This is a genomic window from Streptomyces sp. CA-243310, assembly GCF_050936775.1.
Taxonomy (GTDB): domain Bacteria; phylum Actinomycetota; class Actinomycetes; order Streptomycetales; family Streptomycetaceae; genus Streptomyces.
The window spans coordinates 3047181-3059815 of record NZ_JBNJMF010000001.1 but is presented as its reverse complement, the minus strand read 5'-3'; the positions used below and the strand labels follow the sequence as shown (position 1 = coordinate 3059815).

At 74.3% G+C, this 12635-nt stretch carries 10 protein-coding genes; 8 read left to right on the top strand and 2 right to left on the bottom strand.

Annotation, left to right across the window (positions count from 1 at the left end; genetic code table 11):
• The first annotated feature begins 115 nt into the window (after positions 1-115).
• The 6 genes from ACQEVM_RS13675 to ACQEVM_RS13650 all read left to right on the top strand — a co-directional run bounded on the left by ACQEVM_RS13675 (position 116) and on the right by ACQEVM_RS13650 (position 6048).
• Positions 116-658 carry a hypothetical protein gene (locus ACQEVM_RS13675; protein ID WP_433078358.1) on the top strand — a complete coding sequence of 181 codons (543 nt, stop codon included), beginning with the start codon at positions 116-118 and terminating at the stop codon, positions 656-658.
• A 252-nt stretch (positions 659-910) separates the two neighbouring features.
• Entirely contained in the window at positions 911-2230 is a 1320-nt protein-coding gene (locus tag ACQEVM_RS13670) for a sensor histidine kinase (protein ID WP_433078356.1), read from the top strand.
• On the top strand, positions 2227-2907 hold the full coding sequence (locus ACQEVM_RS13665) for a response regulator (protein WP_433078354.1): 681 nt from the start codon (positions 2227-2229) through the stop codon (positions 2905-2907). The genes ACQEVM_RS13670 and ACQEVM_RS13665 overlap by 4 nt, the downstream gene beginning before the upstream one ends.
• 124 nt (positions 2908-3031) lie before the next feature.
• Positions 3032-4075 carry an alpha/beta hydrolase gene (locus ACQEVM_RS13660; protein ID WP_433078352.1) on the top strand — a complete coding sequence of 348 codons (1044 nt, stop codon included), beginning with the start codon at positions 3032-3034 and terminating at the stop codon, positions 4073-4075.
• Positions 4072-5283 (top strand): acyltransferase family protein, encoded by a 1212-nt coding sequence (locus ACQEVM_RS13655; protein ID WP_433078350.1) that lies wholly within the window; start codon positions 4072-4074, stop codon positions 5281-5283. The genes ACQEVM_RS13660 and ACQEVM_RS13655 overlap by 4 nt, the downstream gene beginning before the upstream one ends.
• Positions 5284-5412: 129 nt before the next feature.
• Positions 5413-6048 carry a hypothetical protein gene (locus tag ACQEVM_RS13650; protein ID WP_433078348.1) on the top strand — a complete coding sequence of 212 codons (636 nt, stop codon included), beginning with the start codon at positions 5413-5415 and terminating at the stop codon, positions 6046-6048.
• A gap of 58 nt (positions 6049-6106) precedes the next feature.
• On the opposite strand, the gene ACQEVM_RS13645 is transcribed toward ACQEVM_RS13650, so the two are convergent.
• Complete coding sequence (locus ACQEVM_RS13645; RefSeq protein WP_266953118.1) at positions 6107-6529, bottom strand: DUF350 domain-containing protein; 423 nt, start codon at positions 6527-6529, stop codon at positions 6107-6109.
• A gap of 104 nt (positions 6530-6633) precedes the next feature.
• On the opposite strand from ACQEVM_RS13645, the gene ACQEVM_RS13640 reads away from it, so the two are divergent.
• On the top strand, positions 6634-8517 hold the full coding sequence (locus tag ACQEVM_RS13640; RefSeq protein ID WP_433078345.1) for a GNAT family N-acetyltransferase: 1884 nt from the start codon (positions 6634-6636) through the stop codon (positions 8515-8517).
• Here ACQEVM_RS13640 and ACQEVM_RS13635 read toward each other — a convergent pair.
• On the bottom strand, positions 8477-10516 hold the full coding sequence (locus ACQEVM_RS13635; RefSeq protein ID WP_433078343.1) for an AMP-binding protein: 2040 nt from the start codon (positions 10514-10516) through the stop codon (positions 8477-8479). The genes ACQEVM_RS13640 and ACQEVM_RS13635 overlap by 41 nt on opposite strands.
• Before the next feature lie 140 nt (positions 10517-10656).
• Here ACQEVM_RS13635 and ACQEVM_RS13630 point away from each other — a divergent pair, with 140 nt between their 5' ends.
• Positions 10657-12627, top strand: coding sequence for an ABC transporter ATP-binding protein (locus ACQEVM_RS13630; protein ID WP_433078341.1), 1971 nt, complete (start codon positions 10657-10659; stop codon positions 12625-12627).
• Positions 12628-12635: the final 8 nt, after the last annotated feature.

The following is a 12635-nucleotide window of genomic DNA, read 5'->3' as shown; positions in this document are numbered from 1 at the left end:
ATCTGATCGGCGCCAGTCTATGCCGACCCCCAAGCGGCCCGAGGGGCCGGAACCGGCCGGTGTTCCCGGGGCCGGGCGTGGGCATCATGGCGCTACACGCGACAGGGGGGTGGGCATGAACGTACCCGCGGGGGGACGACCGTACGAGATCCACGAGGACGGCCGGGGGAGCATGATCCTCGCCTCGCTCCTCGCCGGGGCCTTGGGGGTGGGGACGTTCTGGGCCTGGCCGCCGTGGGAGATGGAGTCCCTCTTCGCCACCGTCTTCTTCTGGGGCTGGGCGATCCTGTGCCTGCTGTTCGGCGCGGTGGGTCTGGTGTTCAGCGTGCGCGCCGTGTTCGTTCCGGCCTTCCGCGCGGACGGCGAGGGGGTTGGCTTCGGCCGGTTCCGGGCGTCCTGGCCCGAGATCCGGGAGATCGTGGTGGGGACCGTGACCATCCACGTGACCAACTGGGAGGACATGCGCAAGTCCGGGGACAAACAGCGGCGGGTGGTGTGGGTGGTCCTGAACACGGATCTCCAGTACGAGTTCCAGCACCCGATGACCGACGAGCAGCCCGCCCTGGACGACATGCGCCGCGCGCTGGCCGCGCACGCCGGCGACACGCCCGTCTCCCGCTCGGACACCGTGGTGCGGCGCACGACCTGGCAGCGCTGAGGGCGCGATGCCCGGACGCGGCGGGCCTGCCCCCGGCGTGCGGGTCGGGGGTCGGCGTCGGCGCACCCGTGCGGAGGGCGCCTTCCGCGCGCCGCGACGCGCGAGCCGTCGGGAAACCGGCTCACTGCCCTCGACGCCCGACTCGACCGCCTCGCCCGCCTCCCTGGGCGGCTCGCACGTCGCGCCGGCGCCGGGACGCGGGCGGCCCGGGCTCCGGGGGCCCGGTGTCCTGACCCGTAGGGTGGGGCGATCATGAGCGAGACGACGCCCGGGGCGACGGCCCCCGAACCGGTCCCCGCCCCGTCCGGCCGCGCGGTGCCCCGATTCGCGGTGGTGTTGCGGACGCCCGCCCACGCGGGCGAACCGCTGTTCGCGCGGGCCCCCAAGGCCTGGCAGCGGATACTGCCCTTCGCCGTCGTGGCCGTCTTCGTGCTGACGTTGCTGCCGGTGACGATCGCCGTGTCGACCAACGTCTACGGGGCCGGCGGCGGCTGGGCCGGCGCCCTGGGCGTCGCGCAGACCGTGCCGCTGCTGCTCGCCGTGACCCGGCCGTTGGCCGCCTGGGGCATCGTGTTGACCGCCGACGTCGTGGGCGCGGTGGTGCTGGCCCATGCCGACGGGGTGACCGGGCACAGTTGGCCGTGGCCGCCGATGGTGATCGTCGGCTACCTCGTGGCCATGGTCTGTCTGGGGCTGCGCGAGTCGGTCCGCAACCTGGTCGCGGTGTGGCTGGTGACGGGTGCGGCCGGAGGGGCGCTCGAATTCCTGCGGCCCGACGGGGTGACCACCACCACCGCGCTCCTGTTCATCCTCGCCGGTGCCTTCCTCGCGCTGACGGGTGCCCTGCGTGGTCTCGGCGACGCGCAGCAGCGCATCGCCGAACAGCAGGGCATCAGCGAGGCCGAACGTGCGCGCCGCACCCTGCTGGAGGAACGGGCCCGGATCGCGCGGGAGTTGCACGACGTGGTGGCCCACCACATGTCGGTGATCACCGTGCAGGCCGACTCCGCCCCGTACCGGCTGCCCGGCATGGCCGATCCGGTGCGCGAGGAGTTCGAGATGATCGCGGCGAGCGCCCGCGAGTCGCTGGGCGAGATGCGCCGGCTGCTGACGGTGTTGCGGGGGAACGGCGACGGACCGGGCGGGGAGCGTGCCCCACAGCCCGGTATCGACCGGCTCCAGCAGTTGGTGGAGGCGACCGTGCGCGCCGGGCAGCCGGTGCGGTTGTCCCTGGCCGCCGGGGCCGCGGCGGCGGCGCCCGCGGCGGTGGACCTGTCGGCGTACCGGATCGTGCAGGAGGCGCTGGCGAACGTGGTGCGGCACGCTCCGGGCGCGCGGACGCACGTCTCGCTGACGCTCCACTCCGACGAGTTGCTCGTCCTGGTGGTCAACGGGCCGGCCCCCGACGCCGCACCGCCCCTGGAGACCTCGGGCACGGGGCACGGCCTGGTGGGGATGCGGGAGCGCGTACGGTTGACGGGCGGCACTCTGGACACCGGTCCGCTCCCGGACGGTGGCTTCCGGGTCGCCGCCCGTCTGCCCCTGAACGAAACAGCCGAGGAACCGAGTTGACCATCCGCGTGATCATCGTCGACGACCAGGCCATGGTGCGGGCGGGGTTCGCCGCGCTGCTCTCGGCGCAGGCCGACATCGACGTGGTGGGCGAGGCTCCCGACGGCCGGGAGGGGGTGCGCGTCTCCCGCACGACGCACCCCGACGTGGTGCTGATGGACGTGCGGATGCCGGAGATGGACGGATTGACGGCCGCCCGCGAGCTCCTCGATCCCCCGAGGGGCGTGGTGCACCGCCCGAAGGTGCTGATGCTGACCACCTTCGACATCGACGACTACGTGTACGAGGCGCTGCGCGCCGGCGCGTCCGGGTTCCTGTTGAAGGACGCTCCGCCGGCCGACCTGATCGCGGCGGTCCGGGTGGTCGCCTCGGGCGAGGCGCTGCTGGCGCCGTCGGTGACGCGGCGGCTGATCGCCGACTTCGTCCGGCAGCGGCCGGCGCCGCGCAGGGACCCGGCGCTGCGGCTGAAGGGGCTGACCCCGCGCGAGACCGAGGTGTTGGAGCTCATCGCGCGCGGGCTCTCGAACCAGGAGATCGCCGGGCATCTGGTGCTCGCCGAGCAGACGGTGAAGACGCACATCGGCAAGGTGTTGGCCAAATTGGACCTGCGGGACCGGGCCCAGGCGGTGATCTTCGCCTATGAGGCGGGGCTGGTGCGTCCCGGCGACGGCGCCTGATCCCGGGTACCGCTCTCCTCCACCCCCTACCGGGGTATGACATCGGGGTTGGCTCCCCGGTGGGACGTGCCGGCCGGTACCCCCTTCCTACCTTCCTCCTCGTCACGAGGAGAGGAGAAGGGGCATGCGCCGCTTCGGAAGGACACTGGTCACCGCCGCCGTCGCGGTGGCCGTGGTCGCGGGGACCGCGGGATGGGCTTCGGTTGACAGCCGGCGGGCGGTCACCGGCCCGCCGCCGGGCGCCGACGCCTGGCGGGCCGACAGCGTGTCCGGCCGGAGGCTGCCGGATCCGGAGAGCGCGCCGCCCCGGGAGGTCGCGGCGTTCTTCGCCGGGCTGGACGAGTCCGGGCGGCGCCGGCTGCTGCTCCGTCATCCCCTCGTGGTGGGCAATCTGGACGGGGCTCCGCTCCCTCTGAGGTACGAGGCCAACCGGCTGGCGGTCCTCGCGACGGGCGACGCCCGGTTCGATTCCCTCGCGGCCCCCGGTCGCCGGATCCTGGCCTTCGATCCGCGCGACGGGGGTCAGGTCGCGGAGGTGTTCGGGGATCCGGAGCGCGCGGCGCACGTCTCGGTGATCGTGCCCGGTTCCGACAACGACGCGAGCACCCACGACGCGCGGCGCACGCCGTACACCGGTCCCGCCGGGATGGCTCGGGCGCTGTGGTCGGCGACGTCGGGGGACACGGCCGTCGTGGCGTGGACCGGGTACACCACCCCGGTGGGGGTGGGGTTGGACGCGGCCGACGGGCGGCTGGCGCAGGCCGGGGCGGTCCGGCTGGCCCGGTTCACCGCGGGGTTGGACGCGGTGGGGGCGCCGGACCCGGTGTTGTTCTGCCACAGCTACGGCTCGGTGGTCTGTGGACTCGCGGCCCGGCACACGGACGCGAGCGACATCGTCGTGTTCGGTTCCCCGGGGATGCGGACGAGGACCGCCGCCGGTCTGGGCACGGCGGCGCGGGTGTGGGCGGCGCGTGGTCCCTCCGACTGGATCGCGGACGTACCGAACGTCGAGGTCGCGGGCATCGGGCACGGCGCCGATCCCACGTCCCCGGCGTTCGGTGCCCGCCGGATCCCCGCCGACGACGTACGGGGGCACACCGGCTACTTCGCACCGGGTACGCGGTCGTTGGCGGCCTTCGCCTCGATTGCGGACGGGGCGGCCCGATGAGCATGACGACCTCGCTGCGGGCAACGGCCGAGCGGATCGAGACGCGGACCCCCGCCCACCGTGACCGGGCGATCGACGGGCTGCGCGCCCTGGCCCTGCTCGCCGTGCCGATCGGGCACTGGATGTTGGGCGGTCTCACCCTCGACGACGAGGGCGCGCTGCACAACGCGAGCCCGCTGGCGTCGTTCGGCGGCCTGGCCCCGGCCAGTTGGGTGCTGCAGATGCTCGGCGTGTTCTTCCTGGTGGGCGGGTACGCGTCGGTGCTGTCCTTCCGCCGTCGTGACGGCTCGACGGCGGCGTGGCTGAGGGGCCGGATCGTCCGGCTGGGGCGGCCGGTGCTCGGGGTCACCGCGGTGTGGGCGCTGGCCGCGCCGGTGGCGTACGCGGCCGGGGTGCCGGAGACGACCCTGCGGACCGGGGCGACGTTGGTGATCCAGCCGCTGTGGTTCGTGGGGGTGTACGTGGTGGTCACGGCGCTGACCCCGTACTGCGTGCGGGCGGCGGGCCGGCTCGGAGGCTGGGCGGCGGCCCCGTTGCTCGGGTCGGTGGCGGTGGTGGACTTCCTGCGGTACGGGCCGTTCTCGGACTCGGTGCCGTCCTGGGTGGCCCTGCTGAACATCCTGCCGGGCTGGCTGTTCGCGTACCAGCTGGGTGTGTCCTGGGGGGAGCGGCGCGTCGACCGGCGCGGGGCGTGGCTGCTGCTCGTCGGCGGGTCCGTGTTGTTCGCGGCGCTGCTGACGGTGTTCCACTACCCGGCGTCGATGGTGGGCGTACCGGGCGAGGCGCGGACCAACTCGCACCCGCCGTCGCTGCTCGTGCTCGCCCTGGCGGCGGCCCAGTCGGGGGCGGCGATCCTGCTGCGGGACCGGCTGGCGCGGCTCCTCGCCCGGCCGGCGCTGTGGGCCCCGGTGGTCGTCGTCAACCTGTGTGCCATGACGGTCCTGTGCTGGCACCAGACGGCGATGCTGGCGGTGGCCGTGCCCGGATCCCTCCTCGGCGGGGCCGCCGGCCTGACGACCGCCCCGGACAGTGTGGGGTGGCTCCTGGCCCGGGCGGCGTGGCTGCCGGTCTTCGGGGCGCTGTTGGTGGGGATCGCCCGTTACGCCCGACGGTTCGAGGAGCCGTGGACCGGGGCGACGGCGGTGCGGCGGGCCGCGGCGGGACTGCTGGCGGCGGGCTTCGCGGTGTTCGCGTTGGGCCTTGCCTGAGGGCCCGCCGGGACCGCGAGGTCCGGCGCGGTCCCGGCGGGCCGGCGGGAGGGAACCGGTTCCGCACCCGGCACGTCCCTGTCGTGCCCGTCGTACCGACCGGCATCGTGACGCGAGGGGGACCCTGTGATGCGCCGGAGAGACACCGCCCGGTTCGCCCACGTCGGCGTGGTGGCGGTGAGCGTCGCCGCGCTGCTCACCGGGTGCGGCGCCACCGAACCTGCGGCGCCGGGAGCGCTGCCCGCCGCCGGCGGTGGGAAGTCCTGTCCCGCGCCGGGCCGGGACGAGCCCGAGGCCCCGCCCACGTCGATCGGGGGGACCCCGGCCAACACCCCCGAGGGTCTGCGCCTCTCACGGGCGGTCGGCGAACAGGGGCGGGGCGCCTTCGCGGACGTCTACGCGACGCACATCACCGACCTGCCCCCGGGTCGGGTGGCGCTGTGCGTCACGGACCTGGCCCGGGGCCGCCTGTTGGTGGAGGCGGCCCACCGGACGGATCCCGGCCTCGATCCGGGCCGGGTCGACCTCTACCCGAGTCCGTACAGTGGGCGGGCGCTCGGCGCGGTGAGCGGGGAGCTCTGCCGGATCGAGGACACGTTCCCGCTCTACGCGTGCGCCGCCGCACCGGGGGCGACCGGGGTGGAGGTGGACTCGGACGCCGCGGGCGCCGCCTCCGCCGAGTTCAGGGCGCGGCTGTCGAAGGCCGCGGGAGGCATCCCCGTGACGGTCCGGGAGGGCCGGCAGGCGCTGCCGGACGTCGGATAGCCGGGCGGCCCGGCCCGTGGGGCCGGGCCGGGCGTGTGCGCGTGCGTGCGCTTGTGCGTCAGGCGATCGAGGCGGCGACGATCGCGGCCACCGCGAGGTTGCAGGAGGCCGTGACCCAGACGGCCGGGTGCGGCTCGGGGTCGACGACGATGGCGCCGAGCTTGCCCGGGGTCACCAGGTCCAGCACCAGGAAGGCCACGGCCATCAGGACCAGCCCGAGGAGGCCGAACGCGGCGGTGGACAGCAGGCCCTTGCCGAAGTCGTCGTACGTCGTCCAGATCGAGGTGAAGACGATTCCGCCGATCCCGAGCAGCGCGGAGCTGAGCAGGAGCGCGGCGTTGCGGTTGCGCTCCTCCCAGATCTGCTTGGGGAGCTTCCCGGGCGTCAGCACGTCCACCAGGACGATGCCGAGGATCAGCAGGACCAGGCCGAGGGCGCCGAACGCACTGGTGCGACCAAGTCCATTGATGATGTCGCTCATTGAGAAGCCTGTCTCCGGTTGGGTAGGAAGGGGAGGGCGTGTCCGCCGTGTGGGTGGCCGAATCTATCGCACGGTCTTGCGGCGGACCATGGGGAGGTCAGGAAATGGCAAAGCTCAGGGCCGCGCGGGCCGACGAGGCCGGGGAGCTGTCCGCGCTGGTGCTGCGGTCCAAGGCGCACTGGGGGTACGACGAGCGGTTCCTGGCCGGCTGCGCCGAGGAACTGCGGGTGCGGGCGGACGAGGTCGCGGCCCGGCGGATCGTCGTCGCCGAGGACGCGGACGGGACGGTGCGGGGCCTCGCCTCGCTGGAGGGGGAACCCGCCGGATCCGCGGCGACGCTCGGCCTGCTCTTCGTGGACCCGGTGGCCATCGGGTCGGGCCTCGGGCGGCTGTTGTACCGGGACGTGCTGCGCCGGGCCGTCGGGCTGGGGGTGCGTCGGCTGCTGATCGACGCCGATCCGCACGCGGCGGGGTTCTACCGGGCGATGGGCGCGGTGGCCGGGCGGGGTGCCCCGGAGGGGCTGGTCCGCTTCGAGGTGGCGCCCGTCCCGCTCGCGGACTGGGCGCGGGCGTGGACCGGTGGCGGGCCTTCGGTCCACGTGGGCAATGTCGCCGAGTTCAACGCGCAGTTCGACGACCCGTCGCTGGACCGGGAACAGCGGGCCGCGCACCACTACGCCTGCCTGGCCGCCTTCTACGGTCCGGAGCCGGCCGCGCTGGTGCTGCCCCTCGCGGTGTCGCCGGGCTGGACGCGCCTGGTCGCCCGGCAGCTGGAATGGGGGGAGGTGGAGGTGTACGACGGGCTCGTGGTGGGGGGTCCCGGCCTGTCGGACGCCGTACGGTCCCGGCCGGCGCTGGCCGCGCGGCTGACGCAGGGCGCGCCGGCCCTCGTCCCGTGGGGGCTGACGGAACCCTTCGGGCGGCTGTCGGGGCGGCCGTGGCGAGCGCGCGACCTGCGCTACGAGTCCAAGTCCGCCGCGCACGCCCTGTTCGGCCGGATCCTGGCGGGCGGGGCCCATCCGGGGATCAGGTTGCCGGGGCAGTGGCGGGCGGCGGGCCGCCGGCAGGCGGTGCGGCTGCTGTCCGCCCGGGTGGCGCGCGGTGAGAGCAGCGTCCTGAAGTCGGAGCACGGGGTCGGGGGTTCGGGTACCACGCACGCGTCCGCGGAGCGGGTTCGGGCCGCCGGCGGGGCCCGCGCGCTGGTCCGGGGTCTGCCCCGCGGCCCGCTGCTGGTGGAGGAGTACGTGTCCGGTCCGGCGGGGGCCGGCGGCCCGGGTGATCTGACGTACGACGGGTTCGTGGACGGCTCGGGGCGGGTCCACACGGTCGGCGGGGCGGTGATGGACGTCGTCGACGGGGGCTACCGGGGCGCGACGGTCGGCCCCGGGGTGGTGCCCGCCGCGGCCGAGGGGCCCCTGTCGCGCTTCGGGGCGGCGGTGGGGCGGGAGTTGGCCGCGTCCGGCTATCGGGGCTGGTTCGACGTGGACTTCGTCGTCGACGGGGCGGGGCTCCTGGCGCCGACCGAGACGAACCTGCGGCTGACCGGGCCGTCGAGCGCCTTCATGGTGGCGGCCCGGCTCGACGCGCTGCGCGGCGCCGGACACCTGGTACGGATCGTGGACCGGGTGGAGTTGGGGGCGAGGCTGCCGCCGGCCCGGGTGGACGAGTGGTGCGCGGACCTGGCGCGGGAATGCGCCGGACTCGGGGCGGTCTTCGTTCCGGCGATCACGACCGGGGCCGACGATCCGTCGCCGTGGCTGGGCGTGTTGGTGGCGGCGCGCGACCGGGAGGTGTTGGACGGCGCGGAGGCCCTGGTACGGGCCGGGGCCCTCGGGGTGGGCGTCGCGCTGGGGTTCGACACTCCGGACGAGCCGCCGACGGGGCCCGGACGGGCGGCCGACGCGGACGCGGAGCAGTCCGGGCCGGCCGGACCGGTGGATCGGTGGATCAGTCGTCGAAGTCGAAGGCCGAGGCCGGTTTCCGGATGACGTAGGCGGCCACGACGGCGCCGGCGATCATCAGGGGGATGTTGAAGGCGTAGACCAGGGCGGCCTGGCGGGGCCAGTCGTGTTTGGCGGCCAGACGGTAGAGGTTGTCCTGGGGCCACCAGGCGACGAGCAGGTAGACCACGGCCAGGTGCGTGGCCGCGGTGAGGGCCGCACCGCGCCCCTGTTCCCGCATCCTCGGGCGGCCGGTGAACAGGAACATCAGGCCCGTGCCGAAGGCCAGGCACTCGCAGAGGTAGAGGACGAAGAACAGGGGCGCCCAGGGGGCCGGTATGCCCGCGAGTTCGGTCGAACCGGGCCAGAGCACGTCGGTGAAGATCAGCGCCATGAACCCGAAGACGATCGATCCGCAGCCGGTGGCGCAGCCGGTCGGGAACTCGGTGGCGCCTGCCGAGGCCGTGTACTTGCCGTACTTGCCGCCCGTCCTGCGGACCGGCGTCGCCGGATCGGTCAGCCGGGGCGGTCGTGGCAGGGCGGCCCGGTCCTCCTGGCCGGCCGGGTTGCGCGGCAGGGCCCGCAGCCTGACCACCGTGCGCGGGAGTCGTTCCTCGGGCACCTTCCCCCGCAGGTGGTCGCGGAGTTGGTCGGAGCCCGGCAGGTCATCGCCCGGGAGCCAGGTGCCCCCGCCGCCGGGCGGGGGGCAGATGTACGCGACGAGTCGTCGCGCGCCTCGGCCGACCTCGATCTCGGCGACGAGGGCGGCGCCGATGTGTTCGTGGGAGCGGATCAGGGCTTCCAGGGGGTGGGGGTCGAAGGGGTGGCCGTCGAGGGGGATGCGGTCCCGGATCCGGCCGCCGAACTCCCACAGCCCGTCGGGGCGTTTGCGGGCGAGGTCGCCGGTGGGGATCGCGTCGCCGCCGTCGGGCGGACCGAGGTACAGCTGCCCGTCCCGGAGTTCCGCCCGGCAGCCGGGGAACGGGGTGCCGATCAGGGAGAGTTCCTCGGGGGCGTCGAGCGGTCCGGGCAGTTGGGACAGTTCGAACCAGGTGCCGACGCCGGCGGTCTCGGTGGATCCGTAGACGTTGAGCACCCGAGCGCCGGTGCGCAACCGGGCTTGCAGGGCGGCCTGTTGGTCGAGGTGGAGCCGGTCGCCGGTGATGTGGAGGAGGCGCACCGACCGCACCGCGTCGTCGCCCTGCCGCGGAACCGGTGCTCCGGGACGGGCGTCGAGGGGGGTGTCGCGTTCGGGTACGAGCAGGCCGGCCGCACCGGCCGGGTCGGTGTGCACCACGGTGACCCGTTCGGCCCCGACGGCCGCGCGGAGGGTGTCGGGCGTCCACGGGCCCCGGTCGGGGAGGACGAGGGTGCCGCCCGAGCACAGGGCCCGGGTCCAGCCGGTGGTGAAGGCGGTGACGTCGGACCCGGCGGTGATCAGGTGCCGATCCTCGGGGGTCGGCCCGGCCACCGCCTCCCAGGCCTCGAGGGCGGCGAGCAGCAGGGCGTGGGTGACGGCCACGGCGCGGGGCTCCGCCGCCCCGGTGAACTGGAACAGCGCGTCCCGGGCGGCGGCGCGGGCGGGGGGCTGCGCGGGCCGTTCGCCGATCGCGCCGGTTTCCGCTCCGAGGCGCATGAACCGCAGGTCGCGGCCGTCGTCGAGACGGGCCTGGTGGGCGGCGTGGGTGAGGACGGCGAAGGGTTCCAGGGTGGCGAGCCGGCGCGGCCCGGAGCCCGAGGTCTCGACGTCGAGGACGACGTACGCGCCGCCGGCCTTCAGGGTCGCGAGCACCGCGACGACGATCTCGGCCTGCCGGGCCGTCCCGATGGCCACGAGCCCGCCGGGAGGGAGGCCGGCGGCCAGCAGGTGGTGGGCCAACCGGTTGGCCCGTACGTCGAGTTCCCCGTAGGTGAGACTGCCGGGGGCGGCGGTGACGGCGCGGGCCTTCGGGGTGTCCCGGGCCCATCGTTCGAAGCGGTCGAGGACGCTGTCTGCTGCCGGGCGGGAGGAGGGGGCGGACGGAACGGACTCTGATCCCTGCGTCATCCCCCGATGATGCCACCGGGTTCCGACATTGCACGAGAGTCCCCAATGTCCCTCGTGCGAGCGGGGGTTGGCAGCCATCCAGGGCATGTGAAGGCCGATGCCTTGACCTAAAGTTTGGTTGAGGTCCTACTGTCCGGTTCATGGACATGGAAGTCACCGCCTGGACCTCGCTCCACAGCGCGATCAACGCACAGCAGGATCGTCGCCCGCTTTCCCGGGCGAGCCTGCGGCGGGTCGCCGCCTTCGCCCTCCCGCACCGCCGCGGGCTGGCCCTCTTCCTGCTGCTCAGTGTCGTCACGGCGCTGCTCGCGGTCGCCACTCCCCTGCTCGCCAGTCGGGTCGTGGACACGATCGTCGGCGGCGGGGACGGTGCCCGCGTCACCCGGCTCGCCCTGTTGATCGCGGTGATCGCGGTCGTCGAGGCGGGGCTCGGGCTGTTGACCCGCAAGTTGTCGTCCACCCTGGGCGAGGGGTTGATCCTGGACCTGCGGACGGCGGTCTTCGACCACGTGCAGCGCATGCCGGTCGCCTTCTTCACCCGCACGCGGACCGGAGCCCTGGTCAGCCGCCTCAACAACGACGTGATCGGGGCCCAGCGGGCCTTCAGCAACACCCTCTCCGGCGTGGTCTCCAACACCGTCACCCTGCTGCTGACCCTCGTCGTGATGCTGAGCATCTCCTGGCAGATCACCCTGCTGGCGCTGGTGCTGCTGCCGGTGTTCGTACTGCCGGCGCGCCGGATGGGCACACGGATGGCGGCCATGCAGCGGGAGGCGTCGACGCTGAACGCCGCGATGGGCACACAGATGACGGAACGGTTCTCCGCCCCCGGTGCCACCCTCGTCAAACTGTTCGGCCGGCCCGCCGACGAATCCGCCGAGTTCGCCGCCCGCGCGGCCCGGGTGCGGGACATCGGCATCCGCACGGCGATGGCGCAGTCCGCCTTCATCACCGCCCTCACCCTGGTCTCCGCCCTGGCTCTCGCGCTGGTGTACGGGCTCGGCGGGTACTACGCGCTGCGCGGGACCCTGGAGGCCGGCTCCGTCGTCGCCCTCGCCCTGCTGCTCACCCGTCTCTACTCCCCGCTGACGGCGCTGGCCGGCGCCCGCGTCGAGGTGATGAGCGCCATGGTCAGCTTCGAGCGGGTCTTCGAGATCCTCGACCTGAAGCCCCTCATCGACGAGAAGCCGGACGCCGCGGTCGTGCCGGAGGGCCCGGTCGCGGTGGAGTTCGACCGGGTGTCCTTCGGGTACCCCTCCGCCGAGCGGGTCTCCCTGGCCTCCCTGGAGGAGGTCGCCACGCTGGATCCCCGGGGTGGCACCGAGGTGCTGCACGAGGTGTCCTTCCGGGCCGAGCCCGGGCAGATGATCGCCCTCGTCGGTTCCTCCGGCGCCGGCAAGTCGACCATCGCCCAGTTGCTGCCCCGGCTGTACGACGCCGACGCGGGCGCCGTGCGGATCGCCGGAATCGACGTACGGGACCTCACGGCCGACTCGATCCGCGCGACGCTCGGCATGGTCACCCAGGACGGCCACCTCTTCCACGAGTCGGTACGGGCCAACCTGCTGCTGGCCCGGCCCGAGGCCACCGAGGAGGAGATCTGGGAGGCGCTGCGCCGCTCCCGACTGGACGGGCTCGTCGCCTCGCTGCCCGACGGTCTCGACACCGTCGTCGGCGAACGCGGCTACCGGCTCTCGGGCGGCGAACGGCAGCGGCTGACGATCGCCCGGCTGCTGCTGGCCCGTCAACGGGTGGTGATCCTGGACGAGGCCACCGCCCATCTGGACTCCACCTCGGAGGCGGCGGTCCAGGAGGCCCTGGCCGAGGCCTTGGCCGGTCGGACCGCCGTGGTGATCGCGCACCGGCTGTCGACCGTGCAGGCCGCCGATCGGATCCTGGTCGTGGAGGAGGGCCGGATCGTGGAGCGGGGGACGCACGCCGAGCTGCTGGCGGTGGGCGGCCGGTACGAGGAGCTGTACCGGACCCAGTTCGCCTCCGAGGACGCCGGGCACGCCTCGGACACCGGGTCCGGCGAGCCCGGTGCGGCGGTCGGGGCCGACGTGGCGGTCGCGGTCGTGCCGGGCGGCGGGACGGGCGCCCCGGGCGCATGATGCCGAAA